The organism is Tolypothrix tenuis PCC 7101, from assembly GCF_963874875.1.
In the GTDB taxonomy this organism is placed as follows: Bacteria; Cyanobacteriota; Cyanobacteriia; order Cyanobacteriales; family Nostocaceae; genus Aulosira; species Aulosira tenue.
The window spans coordinates 4564556-4587041 of record NZ_CAWNJS010000001.1 but is presented as its reverse complement, the minus strand read 5'-3'; the positions used below and the strand labels follow the sequence as shown (position 1 = coordinate 4587041).

The following is a 22486-nucleotide window of genomic DNA, read 5'->3' as shown; positions in this document are numbered from 1 at the left end:
CAATTACCCATTACCAATTACCCATTACCCATTCCCAACACAATTTTTACTCCCTCCCCAAGTATGAAAATCTACCCGCCTTATTCTCTACGTGAAATTTAAAAATCCCTGAAAACTATTTGTCTAGGTACTATTGCCAAATTTTTATAAGCAGATATACTGAATATATAGAGACTCAAAAAACTCTCGCATCTACAAAAAAGTGAGAAGCTAGCTACAAGATATAGCAGCTAGCTTCTAAGGGTATCTACCGTTTTTTGTCTTCAGCCGCTTACTGCTCCAGTTCTCATACTAAGTTTGTCATTTTTTTTTGTCAAGCTGTCATTTAATTAAGACAAAAAAAAATGTCTTGCATTTGTGACTTCATGAGAGAAAATAAAAGACAAGCGTAATATTCAGGATTTCGGTATATGACTGACAGAAGGCGTTCTGATGATTACAAGCAAATCAGCGGCTATATTCCCCTAGATTTAGCGCTGGAGTTCAAGAGCATCTGTGCTCGTTTGGGTATTTCCCAAAGCGATGCGATCGAGGAGATGGCCCATGAGTGGATAGCCCAAAAAACGGGTTCTAGCTCTAACAGTTCTCGAAATGCTGCTCCCAAAACCATTGCTGATTTAGTGCGAACCAATATGACAGAACTGAAACGCTGTGGAATAAAAAACTTATCAGCGTTAGCTAAGGGTGAAGTTTTACCTACACCAGGAGACTTTGCAATTATCACATCGGCTTTAGCCATCCCGGAGGAGGAAAGAGTAAAGATTTGGGAAGAAACTTTTAAATTGTCCGTATATCAAGATACTAGGGGTGTAAAAGTGTATAGAGATTCTGGAGGTGTCAAAGAAGATGAGTGTGAGTATTCTTAGAATCCTCAACTTGCCGGGATGGAATTATAAAATGTCTTATGAAGGAGTTTCAATTGTTGCTCCTACTAAGCGTGATGCTACGCAGCTTGCTCAAAGCTACGGAGATGCTCTCAGTGAAACTGCATACAGAATTAATGGGAAAGTGCGGATTCGCTGGCGAGGTTGTAAAAACCCAATTGAATTTTTTGGGTGGATGGCGACACAAGAACCACCAACTTCCGCAGAAACTGCGGAACGGATATTACAATATCAAGGTTCTGTGTTTTGTAGCCAGTTGCAAATACCGTCAGAATTGTTGTACCGCATGGTAGCTGCTGCAGAAAATGAGCGCCCTGTGAGTATTGTCAGACAAGATACTCGCAAGCAAATCATTGTCAATCAGCCTATGGCTGAGATGCTAGAGACACCACCAGAAATCGCGACTCAGAGGGTAATGACCCAATTTTGGCTACCTGAGGATTTAGCAGAACTGGAACAAAGGTTACATAATGATCGCCAGTTCACCTGGACATATTCTGCGGGATTGAATGAGCGCGCTTGGGCGATACTCACCACTCAATTCGAGGCTTTTGAGGTTGATGGTATTTGGTATAGACAGGGAACCTGTTTATCAACGCCTCAACTTGTGCCGATTCCACCAGGAGTACTGGAACAGGCTTAAATAAATAATTTGACTCCTTCAAGAATTTAAAAATCATCAGGTGCGTCCTTTTTTGTGCAATTTCAGGGTGCGCTCCTTCAAAATTTGCGATATTAAATTTGGGATTTTGGAGGAAAATTTTTGAAATTAAATAATACAAAATTTAATCAATAATTTCTGCAATCATTCTCAAGTGATTGAGGGTTGGCACTGGAATATCCTCTTTGTCTGTTATTAGTCACCTTTTATTTAAAACCTCATTTCTCATCTTCCAAGGGCGGAATCTAGGATGTAGATTTAGATTCGTTATCTGATGTAGTTTGTAATCCTTTTAGCTGCGATTGTGCATCTTTATAGCCATCTTGATCGCCTCTCTGCTGAAATAACTTTGCGGCTTGCTGAAAATCTGCGATCGCGCCTTTTTTCTCCCCTAATTTTGCCCGCAGTAAACCCCGATTATAATAACCTAAAGCATATCGCGAATTAACTGCGATCGCTTTGGTGTAATTTGCCAGTGCTACTTTTTTATTTCCCCATTCCAGATAAGCATTACCCCGGTTATTATAAGCAACTGCATTTTTAGGTTCTATTTGAATTGCTTGGTTATAATCTACAATTGCGCCTTGATAATTTCCCAAAGAAAAGCGATGCATTCCTCTATGGAGATATGCTACCGCTAATTTTGGATTTAGTTCGATAACTTTGTTGTAATCTTCAGTTGCTTCTAAATTTTTGCCCAAATCGCTATAAACATCTCCCCGACTGAGATAAGCTTCCAGATATTTCGGATTGATGTCAATGGCGCTATTATAATCTTGAATTGCAGCTTGACTTTGGTTATTCGCAAATAAAGTTAAACCCCGTTGATAGTAGGCTTTAGCATCATGGGAATTTAGCTCAATCACTGTATCAAAATCTTGAATCGCAGCTTCTTTCATTTTTAAGCGACGGCGGACAATACCCCGTTGTAAGTAGGCTTCGCTATACTTGGGGTTAAAGGCGATCGCTTTGCTAAAATCTGTAATTGCTGCTGGATAATCTTTTAATTCTACACGCGCTAAACCCCGTCCATAGTAAGTATAAGGATTTTTGGCATTCAGTTTAATTGCTTGATTAAAATCTGCGATCGCTTGTTTATATTTACCTAATTCATAAAAAGAAAAGCCACGGTCATAATAAGCATTATCATCCCGGCGATTTAGCTGAATTGCCTTGCTAGAATCGGCTTGAGCTTTTTGGTATTCTCCTAATCGATAAAAAGCATCACCTCGGCGATTATAAGCTTGTGCATATCGCGGATTTAATGTAATTACCTGAGTCAAATCTTTAACAGCTTCTTGGAATTCACCTTGCTCATATTTTTCTATTCCTTGCAGGTATAATAACTTAGCATCACCCGCAGGTTTGGAAGTGAGTGAAAACCATGCAGCAGCACCAACTGTAATCAAGCTAGCTATTCCAGCAACAATTAACCAAGGCTTGTTAATTATCCGTTTTTGAGTGCCATTTTTTAGATGCTTGAGGTCATTTAATACTGCAGTAGCAGACTGATAGCGTTTTTGGTAATCAAAACGCACCATTTTATCGAGAATTCTAGCTAAACCTTTGTTGACTTGGGGAATTTTATCACGCCAAACAATTTCACCTGTCAGCAAATTTTTGTGCTTTGGTAATATAGCTATTTCATTGTCGGTTAACCCAATGAGAGCTGCGATCGCTATAATACCTAAAGCATATATATCGCTGTTAGGTTGTGTGTTACCTTGTAATTGCTCTATGGGTATATATTCGAGATTGCCAACAATATTAGCGACAATTTCTTTCATAGAACCAAAGTCAATCAAAACTAAGTTGTTGTCTGACTCACGCCGAATAATATTTGCTGGTTTAATATCCTGATGTATGACTTCTTGACTATGGATAAATACCAAAATTTCTAATATCTCTGTTAAGAGATTAATAACTTGCTCTTCCTCCAAGGGAGTACCTAAAAAAATTTCCTCAGTTAAAGGCTTACCAGCAATAAATTCTTGTACTAAGTAGAATTCTTCATTTTCTTCAAAATAATTAACTAGCTGCTGAACTTGCTCGTGTTTTTTACAGACTTTTTCTAAAGTTGCTGCTTCACGTGCAAACAGGCGGCGCAAAATTTTTATATCTTGAGGATTTTTGTTGGCAGGTTGTAGTTGCTTCAAGATAAATTGACTGTTAGGAAGGTTTGTATCTTCCACCAAATAGGTTTGTGTCAATTCCCCTGTATTTAGAACTGCCAAGATTCGGTAACGTGCATCCAGAAGGTGACTATGCATGAAAATAAATATAGTTTTATCCGGAATGATTTGATTATAGCTTGCGTATTATTACTGATGTAAATTTATTTAGTTAGATAAAAATATGCAACAGTTTATTGCTAACTATAGGCAGTAAAGTATATTTATGCCGTAAGTTAACGCCCCGCCAATGATATCAAAATTGACGTATTAAAGAAATCACTGTCTTGAAAATAGGGAACAGGGGAAGAGAAATTTTGATGTTTGCTTGTGGCATTTTTCCATGAGGGGCTAATTTGAAAATAGGCGTGCTTAGGCTAAAGAAGAACGATTTTCATGCTTTTTCTGGAGTTTTAATACCTAAAAACAGTACTGACGCTTCTACGGCTTCCCACAGAGTAGCACCACTGTGTCGATCACTTCTGAAAAAAGGTTAGCGCCTACTGTAATACCAATTTGAAAAGAGAATGCAACAGCTTGTAGAAGCACGGCAGTGCCCTACTCTCTAGAATATATTGATGTGTCGCGAACATTATTTGATTTAGTATAAGATATCCGAATCGTGCTAAGGGACACACGCCCTTGTAGTCACTGCTGTCAAGTGAGATTGCTGAGTAACTTATATTAAGTACCTAAAACAATTAATTACACAGATTATTTCTCTGTTCCCTCTTTCCACTAATAAACTTAATTTTGCACGATTATTAGTATATGCAGTTGATGAGGGTTACTGAGTACTACTTTTCCAACTCAAAAATCTTAGCAAACATAGAAAATACAGAGTAAAAAATTATAATTTTTTACTCTGTATTTACCTATGTATCTGCACCCTCAAGATTCGTGATGCCCTTTGCTTTATTTCTAATAATCTTAGTTTTTTTAAACAACATTTCCATCTGTCTTGCGATAGGTTTGAAGATATTATATTGTCTATAAGATTTTATTTTTTCAGTGTTAATTTTTATCAACTCTACCAGTTTATACTCATCAAAACAATCATATGGCAAGAGATTTAACTTGTTGTATTTATTACGTGTGGCGCTTAAATAGGAAAATACAAGCTTAAAAATTTTGCTACATATTTGTAACTAATTTATTACATATAACAATTCGGTTTGATGCCTGAAAATGCTTGCATAGCAAGGGGAAAGAGCAACGATCATCAGGAATAAAACTATACCTACATTTTTTATAAAACAAATATTGTTCTTATATATGTTGAATTTATACAAATACCACTCTTCTACAAGAATCATATTTTATACATTATTAAAAGCTTCATATTTAATAGAAAGCCATGAAACTTTGCTTATACAAAGCTATAGCTAGTAAAAAAAGCTTCGTTATATAAGTACAGCGCGTCTTGAAGTAGGCTAGAATGAGTATATGTAATGTGTAGTTTATTAGCCACCCACTTGAGTATAAGAATCATATTTGATGGCTAAAAAACTCTATATACCTTAATTTCTTCTTTCCTGTTCGCTTTCTACTTCAGTATTTTCTTTGCATCAAAACTGATTGCTATAGCAGAGTTTGCAGGATAACAATATTGTGTTTTAATACATAGCAACTACATAAAACAGACTATTACTGATTTTTAAATTGCTCGTCTACGGGAATCTGATAGCCATTAGCAAGGCGATTAGTTGTATTTGCTGTAGCAACGATCGCTAACAATTCACCAAACATCGTATCATTCATGCCCTTAGCACGTCCTGATGCTGTGTGTGAAGCAATACAATAATCACAGCCATTGGTCACGCTGACAGCGATGTAAATTAGTTCACGCATCAATGGATCAATCTCCCCTGGACTGGTCATGACTTCCTTGACAGTTTGCCAGGTGCGTTGCAGGGTAGGGGGATGATTAGCGATCGCTTTCCAAAAATTGTTGATATATTCAGTCTGGCGTGTAGCGCGAATATCATCATATACCGCCCGCACTTCATCGCTAGCTTGTTCGTATTCTATTAAATTGGTCATTTGGTGTTTGGTGTTTGGTAATGGGTAATGGGTAATGGGTAATGGGTAATGGGTAATGGGTAATAGTAATTTCTCACTATCCCCTCATCTCCCTTATCCCCAGTCCCTTATCCCCAGTCCCCAGTCCCCAGTCCCCAATCCCTAACTAAGCAGGAGTACTTTCTACAAGCTGGTTTTCTTGACGCAAATAGGCTTGAATGAAAGCATCAAGGTCGCCGTTCATCACATCGGTAATGGCTGTTGTTTCAATGTTGGTACGCAAATCCTTAACCATTTGGTATGGGTGAAATACATAGTTACGGATTTGGTTACCCCAAGAAGCTTCCACCATATCGCCGCGAATTTCGGCAATTTCTTGGGCGCGCTGTTCTCGTGCAATCACTAGCAACTTTGCTTTGAGACGAGCCAAAGCTTTCTCTTTATTTTGCAATTGCGATCGCTCTTCTGTACAACGCACAGCAAGACCAGTGGGAATGTGAACAATCCGCACTGCTGTTTCTACTTTGTTGACGTTCTGTCCGCCTTTACCACCAGCACGAGATGTAGTAATTTCTAAATCCTTTTCGGGAATATCTAGTTGTACAGAACTATCTATTTGTGGCATAACTTCCACCCCAGCAAAACTGGTTTGGCGTTTACCGTTGGCGTTAAATGGCGAAATCCGCACTAAGCGATGTGTACCAGTTTCCGATCGCAAATAACCATAGGCGTAGCGACCGGTAATTTCCAAAGTAGCCGATTTAATCCCGGCTTCATCACCTTCTGACTCTTCAGCTAAAGCCACCTTGTAACCGTGGGCTTCTGCCCAACGGGTATACATCCGCATCAGCATAAATGCCCAGTCTTGAGCGTCTGTACCGCCTGCACCAGCGTTAATTGTTAACACCGCGCCTTTATCGTCATAGGGGCCGGAAAGTAATTGTTGTAACTCCCACTGATCGAGTTCGCTATTGAGTGTGGTAATCGTAGATTCCGCTTCTTGCAACAGCGATTCGTCGGTTTCTAACTCCAACAACTCAACCACAGCTTTGGTATCTTCCAGATGAGTTTGCCACTGATGATACTGCTCAAGGTGGGCTTTCAGGTCATTAAGTTCTTGTAGAGTTTCTTGGGCTGTGGTTTGGTCGTCCCAAAATTCTGGCTGGGCGGAAATTTGTTCTAAATCCTGAATTTTCGCTGTCAGTGCAGGTACGTCAAAGATAGTCCTGGGTTTTACCCAGGCGGTAAGACAACGTTTCGATTTCGCGTTTGAGTTCTAAGACATCCATAGTGCTTACTAAAGATAAAGCGCTCCCGATGGTGAGGAACTTGCTCTTAATTCTATTTGCCTTTTTGATTTTAGCTGTAGTTGAGCAAGTTCTCTCGTTGCATTTGTATAAGTTGCTAAAATTACTGAAATTATTCAGTATGCATATTTGCTCGCGCTAGGGTTTGATATTGCTGCTGCAAATAGGCTTTGATCAAAAAATCAATGTCACCATTCAAAACCTCCGTTGCAGCTGTTGTTTCTACTTGGGTACGCAAATCCTTGACCCTGGTATAGGGATGCAAGATATATTCACGGATGGGCTTTTTGAATAGAGATTTGATTCTGCCAGATTGAAGATCAGACATATTCTGAACACCTTGGGCTTGCATGAAAGCCCATAGCTTACTTTTAAGAATAGCTAAGGCTTGCTCTTGGTTTTGCAGCTGATTACGTTTTTGGTCACACAAGACAGTAATTCCTGTAGGAATATGAAATACTTGTACCCAAGTTTCTGGGCGGTTAACATTTCCACTATGCCAACATTTAGTTATTTCTAAATCCTTGTCTGGAATTTTTAACTCAAAAGATTGATCTAAAATGGGGCTAACTTCTATATTTGCAAAGCACGTGAGTCGCTTACCATTACCATTTTGGGGAGAAATCCTAACTATTTTTACATGAGTTCCTTGTTCTGATTTGAGGCAGCCGTATGCGTAAAGACCTGTAATTTCTAGGGTAGCAGACTTAATTCCAGCTAAATCTTTGCAAGATTCTGCGACTAGATATATTTTGTAATTGTGGCTATTTGCCCACCGATAGTACATTCTAAACAAAATCGAAGCCCAATCTTCGGCATCTATTTCACCAACCCCGGCAGTAATAGTAAGATATGCGCTCTTTTGGTCGTAATATTCAACTAGTAACTGTTGTATTTCTAGTGTTTTAAGTTCTTGTTGAAGCTGGATCAGGTTAGTTTGCGCCTCATGCAATAATTGCTCATCGGCAGAGTATTCTAACAGTTCTAGAGCAGCTTTGATATCTCCTAGAAGTGAATGCGATCGCTGATATTTTCTCTTTTTGGCGTTGAGAGATTCAATCTCTCGAACTGTTGGATAGGCAATAAAGCTATTTTCCCAAAAATTAGACTGAGAAATTATATTTTCTAATTCTTGAATTCTTGCAGTTATTTCTCCCAGGTCAAAGACAATCTTCTGCTTTGCCCAGGATATTCGACAACCTTTCTACTTCACGTTTGATGTTTGAGAGTTCCAGCATAACTTTGCTCACTTACGGCTGATAACTTACTACATATTGTATTACAAAAATTTTTTCTTAAGTTGAAATGTCAACCAAATTAAAAAACCGTGGTTGTTGAGATTCAACCACGGTAATAATTTATCAATTTTACTTACCTATGGGTGCTTAATCGCGGCCATTCAGGGCAATTAACAGCCGCAAAATAAAAATGAATAGGTTGATGTAGGTGAGGTACATAGATAAAGCCGCAGGCAAGTACTGATCGTTGCGATAAGTACGTGGCAAGATGTAGAAATCAACTACAGATGCGCCAGCGAACAAAAATACGCCCAAACCAGAAATAGCAATTTCTAGCCAGGTTGGTGTATAAACACCAAACAAAGCAAAGACAAATTGAGTCAAACAGACAACCACCAAGGCAATGATGCCGAGAGAGATGGTTTTACTTAAAGCCATCCCGTCTTGTTCCGAAAGATTGGAACCAATTTGGCGGGCAACAATAAAGGTAACACCACAACCTAGGGCAGCTAAACCAATACCTTGAATGCCTACACCTTGAGTTCTCAAGGCGACAAACACTAAGCCACTGAGAGTATATCCAGTTAAGAGACTATAGGTAGCTAGTAGGGGTAACGCCAAACCTTTGTTGCCTTTTTCAGCAACATTTTGCGCCACAAAGAACAAAATTAGCTCTAGAATTACCGCACCAATGAAGGTGGGAAAGAAAATTCCGGGGTTAGTACGGATAACTCCCAAACCACCGTAGGTTCCCAGTGCTGTGAGTACAAGACCACCACCGACATAAGGAAGGGCATTGGCAATTACATTAGGGCCAACGAGGGCTTGAGTTCTAGCGTCCCGAATAGCATCACGAAAATTGCTGGTGTTGCTCATATTTAAAAAAGTGTTTTACAGATAAACGTTCTGCTTTACTCTCATTTTTACCAATATCTGCGGCAAGTAACCAGGGAGTAAAGCGAGAGACTTCTAAAATAAATATCCTATGGCTGTAAAAGCAGAGGAGGCAGAGGAAGCAGTCCCAATGAAAAAAATTTCATCACTATGTATGAAAGTAGCAATGGCAAGTATTTTTACTCAGTACTTTCAAGTCAGCCATTCACGCCCAGTTTTGGCACAACCAAGCATGAAAATTTGTCTTTCCCATGCCCTATGACCATTTTCAAGCTAGAGGAGGAAGACGATGATCGTGGTCTTCACTCTCTTAATTGGATAATTTAATTTCTGCAAATTTCGTAAATAAATGCTATTTTTTGCTGTATTTATCAAATCAGAATGGTACTTTTGTGCTTAAAAAATCTGATTCTTGAGTTTTTGGAGACTCTACAGTATTGTTCATACTGACAGAGAATTTTTGGTTGTTCCTACCCAAGGGTAAGGGTAAGGATCGGTAAAATTTAGTCAGTAAATTAGAAACAGTCAAAATACTGCTATTGAGATAACTTCTTGATGTCCAGCTATATCCGCAAATGCTGGTGTGGTTAGTTCTGATAGCAGGATGGGCAACCTAAATTTATAGTATAGATTGGCAGTATTTTTTTCCCATTCAACTCAGCAAGCAAGATACTCGTTGAGCAATGTATGTATTTTTAAGCATAAACATTTAAGGTGTGTTGCCAGAACTCAAAATAATGAGCTTCTGCAAATTGTTGTGGAGAAAACTATTTTTACCAACAACATAGATCAATAAAAAATCATGCGTGTAAATACTGAATTAGAGCTTCGAGACCCTGATAAGTTCAGTATAACGACGATGGTTTATTCAGTCTCGTCTAAGGAAAATAATGACAGCTTTGATAACAATATACGCAACTCCATTTCTTTAGAAAAAGGAGTTACAACAAAGGAATTTTTATATGGCAGCAAGTGAGTCCTCTGTGCGAATAGATGGTATAGAGCTATTACATTTATACCACCAGAATCCTTCTATTAAACTTCGTAATCAACTTGTACAGCTACATACTGGTTTAGTACGGAAGATGGCTCACAAATTTAGCCATCAATGTAATGAACCTTATGAAGATTTAGAACAAATCGGTTATTTTGGTTTGATTAGGGCCATTGAACGCTTTGATCCCAGCCAAGGATATGCGTTTAGTTCCTTCGCTGTACCATATATTCGTGGAGAGATGCTGCATTTTCTGCGCGATCGCAGTACTCTATTAAAAATTCCCCGGCGTTGGCAAGAATTATATAATGAGGGGCAAAAGGTTCGCAAAGAATTATCAATTGCTTTAGGTCGCCCTCCTAAAGATTCTGAAATTGCTAAACAGCTGCATGTCTCTGTTCAAGAATGGCAAGAAACTAAATTAGCTGCTCAAAATCGGATGCCTTTAAGTTTAGATGCTACAGCAGTTCATTATGTTGATTGTCAAATAACTTTAGGTGAAGCCCTTCCTTGTCCTCGTTCTAGCGCGCTTCAACAACAAGAAGAAGAACGTCAACAATTGCAAGGTGCTATCAGTCTATTAGAAGAAAAGCCACGCATGGCAGTTGAATTAGTATTTTTAAAAGAACTTTCCCGTAAGGATGCAGCTAAAAATATTGGCACCAGCCCCATGACAGTAACGCGATATCTGCAAAAGGGAATTCAAGATTTAATTTCCTATTTACAACCGCAAGCTGTAGCTAATGGGTCATAGTCAATGATCAAAAGTCTATAGTTGAAAGTTAATTAACTTTTGACTCTTGACCCTTGACCCTCAACTCTAAACTAATTACCTAGATTTTAAATCCGCGATCGCACCTTTAGTCATAGCCGCAATTGCTTTATCGGTCGCTTTCGGCAAATGATAATATTTACCTCCGGCTGTTTGCGCTAATTCTTTGGCAAAGCCAGTGGAAACAAATTTACTTTCAGTATCAATTACTAACAGTTGTATTCCCAAAGCGCGAATTCTCGCCGCAATTTCTAACAATTCGCTTTTGATATCTGGCTTTTCTCCTGGTTCCTGTGGTTCACCTAAGGAACGGGCTAAGGGTATATTACCCCGGCCATCGGTGATCGCTACAACCACAACTTGCCCAATATCTCCACTCATTTGAGCATTTAACCCAACGCGTACAGCTTGGGTTAAACCATGCGCTAAGGGTGAACCGCCACCACAGGGTAGTCTTTCCAAACGGTTACGTGCTAAAGCAATGGAACGAGTAGGAGGTAATAATACCTCTGCTTGTTCGCCACGGAAAGGAATTAAGGCTATTTGGTCGCGATTTTGGTATGCTTCGGTCAAAAGTTGCATGACTGCACCTTTAGCTGATTGCATCCGGTTGAGAGCCATGGAGCCAGAAGCATCTACTACAAATACTACCAACGCCCCGGCTTTGCGTACTAACCGCTTGGCGCGAATGTCTCCCTGTTCAACGATGACTTTGCGATCGGGGTGTCTTTCTCTACGTGCTTTTTGATACGGAGCGGCGGCTCTGAGTGTGGCATCTACGGCAATGCGTCTGACTTTGCCTTTGGGCAACATAGGCTTAATGTAGCGTCCCCGGTCGTCTGAGAAGATAATACTGCGGCTACCAGATTTACCTTGCCTCTTTGCCATCTGAGCAAAATAAAGCACAGTATCATCCAGGATCACCCCTTCCGGATCAAAGATAAATTCTTCAGGGATGCTGGGTGGTTCTTGTTGTTCTTGTTCCTCTTGTTCCTGTTCTTCTTCCTGTTCCTCTTGTTCAGAGTCGTCCTGATTTTCTGGTGGCTGAGGTGGTGGAGGGGGTGGTGGCGGTGCTTGTTGTTCTGGTGGGGGTGTCTGCACAACTGTGGCGCGGGGGACAATTACCAATTCCACAGCCCGGCGCAAGTCTTCCGCGTTGACGGTGTTGCGTCCATCTAAAGCCGCAGCCGCTTTTGCAACTCGTACCGCAAATAACTCGGCGCGGTGTCCTTGAACGCCACCACGAATAGCTTCATTGACTAAATAAGCAATTTGATCGTGGGTAATGATGACATCTTTCAACCATTCCCGCGCCAGGATAATTTGAGTTTTCAGTCCGTCTAAGTCTTCTTTATATTGTTCTAGGAACTCTTGGGGAGATACAGAATAAGCGATCGCTTGTTCAACTGCTTGTACTCTTTGATCTAAACCCAGAACTCCATCTGCTGAAAGTGCGATCGCAATTCTATCTAGTAAATGCTCCCGTAATGCGCCTTCTTCTGGGTTGTAGGTAGCAATAAACAAAGGTTTGCAGGGATGCTGAAAGCTGATCCCTTCTCGTTCAATTTGGTTGCGCCCTTCTGATAATACTGTTAATAGCTGATTGCTAATTTGGTCATCTAATAAGTTGATTTCATCCACATACAGCACACCTCGGTTAGCTGTAGCGAGTAACCCAGGCTGAAATACAGTGTCCCCTTCTTTTACCGACTTTTCCACGTCCACAGAACCGAGGAGTCTGTCTTCTGTCACCCCGAGGGGAATTTGCACAAAAGGCGCAGGGACAATTGCAGTGGGGACTGCTTGAATATCTTTATCTGCGTATTCTGCTAACAGGAGATCGTCCCAATCTTGGGGCTGATTGGGGTCGCAGTTACTAATCGAACCTTCAACAACTTCAATGGGTGGTAGCAAGGCGTGAATTGCACGCGCCATCACAGATTTTGCCGTACCACGACGGCCTGCGATCGCCACTCCACCCAATCCAGGATCGACTGCTGCTAAGAGTAAAGCTAATTTAATCGCTTCTTGTCCGACTACGGCTGTCAGCGGGAAGGAAGTGATTTTGGGGGTGATAGTAGGCGCAGGCATTGTTTGGCAATATAGCTAGTCTCGGCTTTTAGCATATCAAGCTTCTGGCACATTTAGAATAAGTGTTGTGACAACTTTCCCCAAGGAGCAAGATTGATGAGTATTGCTCAGGCTAAACGCTTCACTTTAGACGAATACCACAGACTTACAGAGTTAGGTTTTTTCCATGAGGATGACCATATTGAATTAGTCAACGGAGAAATCATCGAAATGGTATCGAAGGGTAAGGCACATGAAACTTGTTTAAGAAATTTGTGGAAACTGTTACCGAAGTTAGTAGAAGATAGAGCAACTTTGCAATCTCAAGCCCCAATTACCTTACCCCCTAACAGCGAACCTGAACCAGATTTTGCGATTGTTAAAAACAAAGATGATAATTATCTATCTGCCCACCCAGCACCTAGTGATGTGTTACTGGTTATAGAGGTTGCAGATTCTTCTTTAGATTACGATCAAGTTGTAAAAATTCCCCTTTATGCTCAAGCTTTAATTACTAATTATTGGATATTTAATTTATTTGATAATCACCTAGAATGTTACAGCGAACCTTATGCAGATAGTTTAGGAAAATACGGTTATTCAAGTAAGCGAATTGTCTTGCCTAATCAAACGATAAGTTTATCTTGTTTTCCTGATTTATCTTTTGATTTAAGTAAAATATTTCCGCCAAAGCTAAATTTTTAACTTGTTTATGGCTTATAGTGATTTTAAACTAGCTGAGATTATTGATGCTTTTGGTTTAACCATCCATGAGTCATCTGGAATGTTTGCTAGCATCCAGGAGCAAGAATGTAGCAATTTACTATCTACAATTTTAAAAGAAAATGTTGATTTGGCAGTCGCTATTAGTTCCAAGAAAGCTCGCAGCTAAATGATTATTAGCCCAATTTTATTAGAAATCAGGCGGAAATTTAATTATGAAATCAGTTTATTTTCTGGAGTCGATTTTACAGTTGATAGCCAACGCGGACTCAATGGCTTTTGTGATTTTATCTTAAGCCTGTCTTCCGATCAGTTACTTGTACGCAGTCCAGTTGTTGTGCTTGTAGAAAGCAAGAATGAAAACTTAAGGTCTGGGTTAGCACAATGTATTGCCGAAATGGTAGCCGCCCAATTATTTAACGATAAAAATCAAAATCGCATCAAGGCTATATATGGTGCTGTAACTATCGGGACTATCTGGCAATTTCTCAAGCTAGAAGGAAATATAGTTTCGATTGATTTGAGCGAATATTACATCAAAGATGTTAATAAGATATTAGGCATTTTGTATAGTGCGATCGCCGAGAGTAAGCAATAAATTATTATCAGTTATCAAATTATTTAAATAAATGGTTAATTAGTAGTTTAATCATATAGCCTATAGTTATTTATTATTTGATTTTTAAAATATATTTAGGGAGTTACGCTAGTCGGTGGTAAGTCTAGGTCATTCCAGTTATATACTAAATCATGAAAATCAACGAAAAAATTAACTAATAGCTACTTGACATTACTACAATTGTAGGTGCTATATTTTTGGTTACAGCAGTATAAGAATCATCGTCCAAAAGCATAAAGCTAAGGTTGGTGGTTGCATATGCAGCAGTTTTTCACTTCTAAGTGAGTCTGTAGTCAACCAGTTGAGTAACTACTGGTTTAAGTACTTGTTTAACTAATTAAGCAAAAACTTAGTTTGTTAATCATGTACTCAAGTTAGTAATTACTCACCTAGTTGACTACACACTCAGATAGAAGCCTAAAACTACTGCATTTGCAACTTCTAACCCAAAATTTAGTACAACCAACTTGAATAGTTGTGCTTGTTGTAAGTGTTGTAATAAAAATTTTCAGTTAGGATTTCTGTCATACAACACTAATTTGATGCTACTTAAACGATGTTCCAACGCTGTTGCACAAAACTCGTAAAGGAACATAAAAAATATGAACACTAAACAGAAACAAAGCAAAAAGAATCAACTAATAGTTTTATATGGTTCTTACTGTTGGTGGTGTGGTAATTGTATGACACAAGATAAGCTAACGCTTGAACATCTTATGCCTAAAAGTCTTGGTGGTACTAACTCTCTAGAAAACCTCAGACTGGCTTGTTTTTCTTGCAATAATAACCGTGGGAATAGTTTATTTCCACCTAAATGGAAGAGAGGTAGTTGCGTCTAGGTAGAATCCAGATATTGTCAACTTATTATCTCATGGGGTGGGTATGCGGCTCACCCTGTAATTTAATTACATTCAAAACTTAAACAAGTATCAAAATGCACAAACTTCTAACATTCCGTGACGAAAAACTATTACGCCGTGCGCTTACCCACCGTTCTTATGTTCATGAAAATCCAGGTGAAGGCGAACACAACGAACGCTTAGAATTTCTGGGTGATGCTTTGCTAAATTATTTAAGCGGTGAGTACCTCTATAATCGTCACCCGGAAAAGGGAGAAGATGAATTAACAAGGCGACGTTCTGCATTAGTAGATGAGAAGCAATTAGCAAAGTTTGCTATTGAGGTAGGTTTAGATTTTAGAATGCGGCTAGGAAAGGGTGCAATTAGAGATGGTGGTTACCAAAATCCTAATTTACTCAGTAGTACCTTTGAAGCAGTTCTAGCGGCTTATTATTTAGATAATGATTCTAATATTGAAGCAGTACGCGCCATTGTCGCACCACTATTTGATTCTGTACCAGAACAAGTTGTTGTGATTCGTTCTAATGTAGATTCTAAAAATCGCTTTCAAGAATGGGTACAACGCAACGTTAGCCCAACTCCTCCCGTATACGAGACAGTACAAACAGGTGGTTTATCTCATGCACCAGAGTTTTTAGCTAAAGTCTTTGTTGATAAAAAAGAGTATGGAGAAGGTAAAGGACGTAACAAGAAAGATGCTGAAAAAGCTGCGGCTGAAGATGCATTAGCTAAATTAAAAAGACAAGGATTGTTGTAAATAAAATTTTTGACTAGTGCATAGATACAAAATTATCTTTTGTATTGAAGTAAATTGGGGAGGAAAATTCAATATAAATTGAATTATTAATTTTGTCTTGGTGCGTTGCGCTGCGCGACAACACACCCTACTTATCTATGCACGAAATCAAATTTTTTACATTTTTAATTGCAAAGGGAAAGTTACAGAAAAAATTGAACCAACCCCAATCTCTGAAATTAAATTAATTTCACCTTGCAATAGTTTTACCAGCCGCGCTACTATTGCTAACCCCAACCCAGTACTTCCGTGAACATAGGACTTCTGACAACCTACGCGGAAGTATGGATCAAATATCTGAGTTTGATTTTCTGGCGCAATCCCAATTCCTGTATCTTTAACTGCGATCGCCCATTTTTGATCGTCCAATACCTGACAGCTGATATCAATGCTTCCAGACTCAGTATAGCGAATGGCATTACTAATAAGATTTGTAATAATTTGTTGTAATTTAACTGGGTCTGTGAATATTTGTTGGGGAGCAAGTTCACAGTTAATGACAATTGGTAATTTTTTTTCTTTAGCTAAAGGCTCTAACATTTCCAAAACATTGTTGATTAATTCGCTCACATTTATCAATTCTGGTTCTGGTTGTACCTTTCCTGCATCGTAGCGCGATATCTCTAAAATATCGTTAATTAGGCGGAGTAAATGTCTACCATTACGTAGTACTCTTTCAATATGTTCTACATTTACATGGTTGTTATTTACTCTAGTTTGCTGCCTTTGTTGGCGTAAAAATAAATCTGAATAACCAATAATTGAGGCTAAAGGACTTTTCAACTCGTGTGCTAATTGAGCAAGATAATCTTGGTTAGCATTTACTAAACGATTGAGTTCCTCGTTATGCAGCATCAGCGAATTATAGAGCTGTTGTAATTCTCTTAAACGCTCTTCAAAATAACTATTGAAACACCGTGCGATCGCTTCATCAATTACAGTATCAATTAACCGCATTGCCCGCACAATTGCTGTTGGTGTTCCCTGCAATAAATTTGTTTCTAAAGTCTCAAATATTACCGTTCTCAGCAGATGATATTCTCGCGCAATTTCGCCTGGATCAAAGCCCTGTTCAGCGCGCAGAACTCCGTGCTGCCAACTAGCCACAACAATTGATTTTACATCATTACCCTGGGATTTTGACAGTACTGTGACCATTGCTTTGATGACATCAGGCAGATGATTTTTGATTGCTGTGTAAGATAAATCATCCGCGCTTTCAATATGTTGATCTTTCCGTACCTCTAACACCCATTTTTGCAAGATAATCTCAGTCTTTTCAGCCAGTACTTGACTAAAATCCATTATTTTAAATTCTGTAAATAGACAGATGAGCCAAATTCTTTATGCACTAAGTTTAACAAGTGCCGCCTTGAGTTAGGCTAATTCAAAAAAAATACAACTACCAAACGGTATATATTTCTTTAACTATTACATCTGCTAACTACTGTGTTAGCTTGTTCAATAACTAATACTCAGCGATTAAGATGTATATTTTTGATCACTAGAATCTTAAAATTAATCAGATGCTCAAATAGCTTGTGGCTTGATAAACCTTTATTTAATAAGCTTTGGTACACCATAATTAACTGATTGAATCTGACTATATACATAGATGTAAAACAATACTGAGCCAAGAGAATATCTATAAAATTTCAGTAATTCAATTGAAAATTTAAATCTATAGACAGATAAATTTACTGATAAATCATGTTATATTGAGCAGACTTAGAGTAAGTCAGCCTAATCTAGTGTATTACAGTATGTGACACTAGAGCGGAGGAACCAAATTATGGGGCGTATCTCCTACAGGAGAGGGGCATCTCTCAGCCCTAGCCCGTCAGCTAACTTCGTAGGCAATGAGAGGAGACTGAAGAGAAAACATTTTTGTAATCTCATCAGTGTCCAAGGCTGGTACTGCTCGGATTATTGTACCCGTGCTGACATTTGTTGAGGTTGTGAATGATATTGCAACTAAATTTAGCTGCGATTTTTGCCGTAGCTGGACAAGTAGCTTGGAAAAAAGCTAAACCTGTCCTGGTAAAAGATGTTGTTATCCTCCCAGCTTTAGGATTTTTAGGAATCATCTTACTGTGGTGGATTGTCGCATTATTCAATCATGAATTAATGCCTACTCCACCAGAGGCACTAGTTGCGAATCTGGATTACATTTTAAATCCTTTCTACGAACGAGGGCCAGGTAACTTAGGTATTGGTTGGTTATTACTCGCCAGCCTACGCAGAGTATTGCTAGGTTTTCTTTTAGGTGCAATAGTGGCGATTCCCTTAGGATTTTTGATTGGGATGTCCAAATCCGCCATGTTAGCCTTAAATCCCATTATTCAAATCTTTAAACCAGTATCGCCGTTAGCTTGGCTACCAATTGCTTTAGCTATCTTCAACTTGGCAGATCCTTCAGCAATTTTCGTAATTTTCATCACCTCCCTATGGCCGACAATTATTAACACCGCCTTAGGAGTTTCTAGCGTTCCCCAAGATTATTTAGATGTCGCCAGAGTATTAGAGATACCGCGTTGGCGACGCATTACCAAAATTATTTGGCCTGCCAGCTTACCCTATGTTTTCACAGGATTGCGAATTAGTTTAGGTATTGCTTGGCTAGTAATTGTTGCCGTAGAAATGCTCACCGGTGGAATCGGTATCGGCTTCTTTGTTTGGGATGAATGGAGTCGTTTAAATTTGAGTTCAGTGTTTCTCGCCGTATTTGTCATTGGCTTAACTGGATTAATTCTTGATTACGCCGTTGGCAAACTTCAAGAATTAGTAACTCGTCGCCCCACTGTGGCTAAATAATTCACTTTTCTCACGCCAAAACTCTCAAAAACTCTTACCTTTGCACTGCTGCTTCTTTGCGTGAGCATATTTCTGGAGCTACATAAATGGGTGATAATAACTGGACAAGACGAGAATTTCTCATAGGAATGGGAGCAACTACTGCTGGAATGGCATTGTCCTCCTGTGCCATCAAAGGTAATACTGGCGCTAAAGGACTCACCGAAGAAGCTTTAGCCATCAAACCAGTAGTTAGATCCCAAGACTTAGAAAAACCGGATATTACTGTTGGCTACGTACCTGTAAATGATTGTGCACCATTTGCGATCGCCTGGAAAAAAGGCTTGTTCCGTAAATATGGTTTAAACGTCAAACTCAACCGCGAAGCTAGTTGGGCTACTTCCCGCGATGGCTTAATCTTTGGGCGCTTGGATGCTGCGCCTGTAGTATCTGGTGCTGTCACCAACGCCAGAATTGGTGCGGAAGGCGCACGCCATGCGCCCTTATGTGCCGCCATGACAATTCATCGCCACGGTAATGCCATGACGATGAACAAAGCCATGTGGGATTCTGGGCTGCGTCCGTGGTACGAATATCAACAAAAATATGGTGATGGTGCTTTAGAAGCCTTCGGCAGAGATTTTCGCAATTACTTTGACAACCAACCCCCAGAACGCAAAGTTTGGGCAGTAGTTTTAAGTTCTGCCATCTACGAATACTTTGTGCGTTATATCTCTGCTGCTGCTGGTGTCGATCCCCTCAAAGAGTTTCGCGTGATTATCGTCCCACCTCCACAAATGGTAACCAACGTGAGGATTGGTGCGATGCAAGCCTACATGGTTGCCGAACCTTGGAATACTAGAGCAATTACAGGTAACGAAGGTATTGGTTTTACCTTTGCCCAAGGTAAAGAAGTCTGGTTAGGACACCCAGACAGACTATTGGGAGTAATGGAATCTTTCATCGAAGACTATCCCAAAACCTACCGTTCTTTAGTTAAGGCAATGATTGAAGCTTGCCAATATTGCAGCAAACCAGAAAATCGCCAAGAAGTTGCCGAACTAATTACAGATAGGTCTTTTACAGGTGCAAAACCGAAAAAGCCAGGTGCCTCACTTACTAAGTTTACAGGGCCAGCAATTTTAGGCAACTACAACTATGGCGGATTTGATGGTAAAGACCGCACCATAGCAGCTGCTGATAATACGATTTTCTATGATATTCCTGACAACCTGCCCAAACAGCCAGGAGAACACTCAACATTTTTATGGAGATCCAGAAGTATCTGGTTAATGACACAAGCAGCACGTTGGGGACAAATTCATCAATTTCCTAAAAATGCTGAACAATTAGCCGAAAAAGGTTGGCGAACCGACCTTTATCGCGAAATAGCCTCGGAAATGGGTATTGAATGCCCCAAAGATGATTACAAAGTGGAATCAAAAGAAGTATTCATCGATAAAAAAGCTTTTGACCCTAGCGATCCTGTGGGCTATTTAAATAGTTTTGAAATTAGGGCTAAATCTCCTATTCGTTTTTTCATGTCTTAATTTCTCAGTATTGTTCATCAAATAGGTAAATAAAAAATCAAAATACTTCTTCACCTCTTCTCTGTTCCCTATTTCCAAGTAGCAATATTGACTCACGACTAAATATTTTCCGGAGCATTTGAGCATGAAATCTACCTCAGTACCTATCAATACTCATAACGAAGTTATGCCCCGCAATGGTTTCCTAGAAATTGAGAATTTAGTCAAGTCCTATCCCACACCAGATAAAGGAAATTTTGTCGTTTTAGATGGTGTTAATCTTTCGATTGGTGAAGATGAATATATTTCTGTAATTGGTCACTCTGGTTGTGGAAAATCTACATTGTTAAAAATTGTAGCGGGATTAGAAAAAGCTACTTCCGGCTCAGTAAGGCTAGATGGTAAAGAAATCCGTCAGCCAGGGGCAGAAAGGATGATGGTATTTCAAAATTATTCGCTTTTACCTTGGTTAACAGTGCGAGAAAATATCCGTTTAGCAGTAGATGAAGTGCTAAAAAATGCCACCCGTGCTGAGAAAATTAGCATTGTGAATGAACACTTAGCAATGGTAAACTTAACAGCTGCAGCTGATAAATATCCTGATGAAATTTCAGGAGGAATGAAACAGCGTGTGGGTATTGCTAGAGCTTTAGCAATTCGCCCAAAAATGTTGCTGATGGATGAGCCTTTTGGTGCCTTAGATGCGTTAACTAGAGGTAAATTGCAGCGGCAAGTATTGGATATTTGGGAAAATCATCGCCAAGCCGTAATGATGATTACTCACGATGTTGATGAGGCAATTTATATGTCAGATCGCATCGTATTAATGACTAATGGCCCGGCTGCGACAATCGGAGAAATATTAGAGGTGCCTTTTTCCCATCCACGCGATCGCTCTGCCATGCGAAACTCAAAAGAATATTTTGAACTTCGTAACCACGCCCTGAATTTTCTTGACCGTTATTTTAGCCAAGACGAATAAATTAGATTATCATTCTTAATAGTGGGTAGCCTAATTCAAATTCGTCATCTTTTGGATTTGAAGCGGAGGAACCAATGTTTGGGGCTAATCTTTATGAGAGACACCTTCCAGTCTTAGCCCGTCAGCTAACTCCGTCGGCAGTGGAAGGAACCGCCAAGAACTTTGGCTTTTAGACCAGTTGTTATTGGGGTTTCTTTTACCGATTTTACTTATTAGTCATTAGTTACTAGTCATTGGTGATGGATCTAAACAAATGACATAGGACAAATGATAAAAGACAAAGTTGGTTACCCTGCTTCTCATTAGTAATTTGTTTTATGGGAGAGAAGTTAAGCTGTGAAAATCAAGCCAATGTTAGTGCGCCTACAAAGCACTATAGGTCGAGACGACTTAATTGAACAAATGGTGTTGTTACCAGAACCTGAAAAAAACTCTTCTATACAAGGTTCTACTACAAAACCAGTCAACTTAATTGTCGCTTATGATGCATCTCCCAAAAGTCATACTGCATTAGATATTGCCTTTTGGATTGCTCATCAAACGCGCTTGGCTACAAACACCCAAGTCACAGTTCAAGCTGTCTATGTGGTAGCAGACAAACAAAAGAGTCAGTATACAGATATCTCTAGCTTTAGTAGAAATCTCACTCCTTTAGAGTGTCCTACAAGCAATGTATCTAAATCCGTCACACCCGTTTTAACTCAACCAAAACTAACAGTTATTGCACCAAATTTACAAGAAAAATCCTTAGCTGTGATCCAACAAGCAGACCAAATTTTATGGCAAGCACGTAGTTTAGCAGAGGAATGGCAAGGTTCCTTTAAATCGCATTTGCGGTTTGGTTCAATTGCTACAGAACTCAAAAAAGTTGTGGAATTAGAAACTGCTGATATTCTATTTATCGGTTGTAGATCTATTGAGCATCCTATTATTCGCGCACTAGGTTCCGATTTCCCCTGTGCTGTTTTGGGTATCCCCAGCGGTATTGAAGAATAAACCAAGACTATAGAGTTCAGTTTCTCTTCATTTAATTAAGATGTCTTACATTCCGATTTGATTTCTGAAAACTCCACATTACGTCTAATCGCTTCTTTTTCGTTCCCTTTTCTATTTATTGTGTTCCCCGCCTTTGGGAGTAATTCACAAATCAAGTAAGGAATGCTAGCTGAA

Annotated in this window: 19 protein-coding genes and 2 riboswitches; of the genes, 12 read left to right on the top strand and 7 right to left on the bottom strand. The window is 39.4% G+C overall.

The annotated features are described in order from the left end of the window. Positions 1 to 410: 410 nt before the first annotated feature. Both AACU25_RS18405 and AACU25_RS18400 read left to right on the top strand, forming a co-directional pair. Positions 411 to 866: a ribbon-helix-helix protein, CopG family gene (locus AACU25_RS18405; RefSeq protein ID WP_096578022.1), complete on the top strand. Its 456-nt coding sequence runs from the start codon at positions 411 to 413 to the stop codon at positions 864 to 866. After that, positions 847 to 1527 carry a PAS domain-containing protein gene (locus AACU25_RS18400; RefSeq protein ID WP_045871089.1) on the top strand — a complete coding sequence of 227 codons (681 nt, stop codon included), beginning with the start codon at positions 847 to 849 and terminating at the stop codon, positions 1525 to 1527. Before AACU25_RS18405 ends, AACU25_RS18400 begins: the two co-directional genes overlap by 20 nt. 263 nt (positions 1528 to 1790) lie before the next feature. Here AACU25_RS18400 and AACU25_RS18395 read toward each other — a convergent pair whose 3' ends face one another. The 5 genes from AACU25_RS18395 to AACU25_RS18375 form a co-directional block, all read right to left on the bottom strand. After that, a complete protein-coding gene (locus AACU25_RS18395; protein ID WP_096578020.1) occupies positions 1791 to 3815 on the bottom strand; it encodes a serine/threonine-protein kinase in 2025 nt (674 codons plus the stop codon). Between the two features lie 1548 nt (positions 3816 to 5363). Next, on the bottom strand, positions 5364 to 5759 hold the full coding sequence (locus AACU25_RS18390) for a carboxymuconolactone decarboxylase family protein (RefSeq protein ID WP_096578016.1): 396 nt from the start codon (positions 5757 to 5759) through the stop codon (positions 5364 to 5366). A gap of 145 nt (positions 5760 to 5904) precedes the next feature. After that, a protein-coding gene (gene prfB, locus AACU25_RS18385) for a peptide chain release factor 2 (RefSeq protein WP_096578014.1) occupies positions 5905 to 7027 on the bottom strand; the annotation gives its coding sequence in 2 pieces (ribosomal slippage) (positions 5905 to 6954 and positions 6956 to 7027; 1122 coding nt in all). Between the two features lie 130 nt (positions 7028 to 7157). Next, positions 7158 to 8280 (bottom strand): PCRF domain-containing protein gene (locus tag AACU25_RS18380; protein ID WP_096583863.1). Its coding sequence is split into 2 segments (ribosomal slippage): positions 7158 to 8207 and positions 8209 to 8280, totalling 1122 coding nucleotides; the frame shifts between segments, so codons are not numbered across the junction. A 150-nt stretch (positions 8281 to 8430) separates the two neighbouring features. Then, the gene (locus tag AACU25_RS18375) at positions 8431 to 9159 is read right to left on the bottom strand and encodes a Bax inhibitor-1/YccA family protein (protein WP_096578012.1); all 729 of its coding nucleotides are present in this window, start codon (positions 9157 to 9159) and stop codon (positions 8431 to 8433) included. 980 nt (positions 9160 to 10139) lie between these two features. On the opposite strand from AACU25_RS18375, the gene AACU25_RS18370 reads away from it, so the two are divergent. Next, the gene (locus AACU25_RS18370; protein ID WP_045871083.1) at positions 10140 to 10925 is read left to right on the top strand and encodes an RNA polymerase sigma factor SigF; all 786 of its coding nucleotides are present in this window, start codon (positions 10140 to 10142) and stop codon (positions 10923 to 10925) included. A 75-nt stretch (positions 10926 to 11000) separates the two neighbouring features. Here AACU25_RS18370 and bchD read toward each other — a convergent pair whose 3' ends face one another. Beyond that, entirely contained in the window at positions 11001 to 13034 is a 2034-nt protein-coding gene (bchD, locus tag AACU25_RS18365) for a magnesium chelatase ATPase subunit D (RefSeq protein ID WP_096578010.1), read from the bottom strand. Positions 13035 to 13130: 96 nt separating this feature from the next. Here bchD and AACU25_RS18360 point away from each other — a divergent pair, with 96 nt between their 5' ends. The 5 genes from AACU25_RS18360 to rnc all read left to right on the top strand — a co-directional run bounded on the left by AACU25_RS18360 (position 13131) and on the right by rnc (position 15973). After that, complete coding sequence (locus AACU25_RS18360) at positions 13131 to 13718, top strand: Uma2 family endonuclease (protein WP_096578008.1); 588 nt, start codon at positions 13131 to 13133, stop codon at positions 13716 to 13718. Between the two features lie 7 nt (positions 13719 to 13725). Next, on the top strand, positions 13726 to 13905 hold the full coding sequence (locus AACU25_RS18355) for a hypothetical protein (protein ID WP_199347378.1): 180 nt from the start codon (positions 13726 to 13728) through the stop codon (positions 13903 to 13905). Further along, positions 13906 to 14334 (top strand): hypothetical protein, encoded by a 429-nt coding sequence (locus AACU25_RS18350; RefSeq protein ID WP_199347377.1) that lies wholly within the window; start codon positions 13906 to 13908, stop codon positions 14332 to 14334. Between the two features lie 623 nt (positions 14335 to 14957). Further along, entirely contained in the window at positions 14958 to 15194 is a 237-nt protein-coding gene (locus AACU25_RS36975) for an HNH endonuclease (protein ID WP_096578006.1), read from the top strand. Positions 15195 to 15289: 95 nt separating this feature from the next. Continuing rightward, complete coding sequence (gene rnc / locus AACU25_RS18345; RefSeq protein ID WP_045873867.1) at positions 15290 to 15973, top strand: ribonuclease III; 684 nt, start codon at positions 15290 to 15292, stop codon at positions 15971 to 15973. 156 nt (positions 15974 to 16129) lie between these two features. Here the strand turns inward: rnc and AACU25_RS18340 are convergent, their stop codons facing one another. Continuing rightward, positions 16130 to 17317, bottom strand: a complete 1188-nt coding sequence (locus AACU25_RS18340) for a sensor histidine kinase (protein ID WP_096578004.1) — start codon at positions 17315 to 17317, stop codon at positions 16130 to 16132. 425 nt (positions 17318 to 17742) lie between these two features. Further along, a riboswitch (cyclic di-AMP (ydaO/yuaA leader) is annotated at positions 17743 to 17886 on the top strand. Between the two features lie 88 nt (positions 17887 to 17974). On the opposite strand from AACU25_RS18340, the gene ntrB reads away from it, so the two are divergent. The 4 genes from ntrB to AACU25_RS18320 all read left to right on the top strand — a co-directional run bounded on the left by ntrB (position 17975) and on the right by AACU25_RS18320 (position 22312). Continuing rightward, the gene (ntrB, locus tag AACU25_RS18335) at positions 17975 to 18826 is read left to right on the top strand and encodes a nitrate ABC transporter permease (RefSeq protein WP_096578002.1); all 852 of its coding nucleotides are present in this window, start codon (positions 17975 to 17977) and stop codon (positions 18824 to 18826) included. A gap of 86 nt (positions 18827 to 18912) precedes the next feature. After that, positions 18913 to 20355: an ABC transporter substrate-binding protein gene (locus AACU25_RS18330; protein WP_096578000.1), complete on the top strand. Its 1443-nt coding sequence runs from the start codon at positions 18913 to 18915 to the stop codon at positions 20353 to 20355. 124 nt (positions 20356 to 20479) lie between these two features. Then, complete coding sequence (locus AACU25_RS18325; RefSeq protein ID WP_096577998.1) at positions 20480 to 21316, top strand: ABC transporter ATP-binding protein; 837 nt, start codon at positions 20480 to 20482, stop codon at positions 21314 to 21316. Between the two features lie 17 nt (positions 21317 to 21333). Continuing rightward, positions 21334 to 21471, top strand: a riboswitch (cyclic di-AMP (ydaO/yuaA leader). A 196-nt stretch (positions 21472 to 21667) separates the two neighbouring features. Next, positions 21668 to 22312, top strand: coding sequence for an adenine nucleotide alpha hydrolase family protein (locus AACU25_RS18320; RefSeq protein ID WP_096577996.1), 645 nt, complete (start codon positions 21668 to 21670; stop codon positions 22310 to 22312). Positions 22313 to 22486 lie beyond the last annotated feature (174 nt).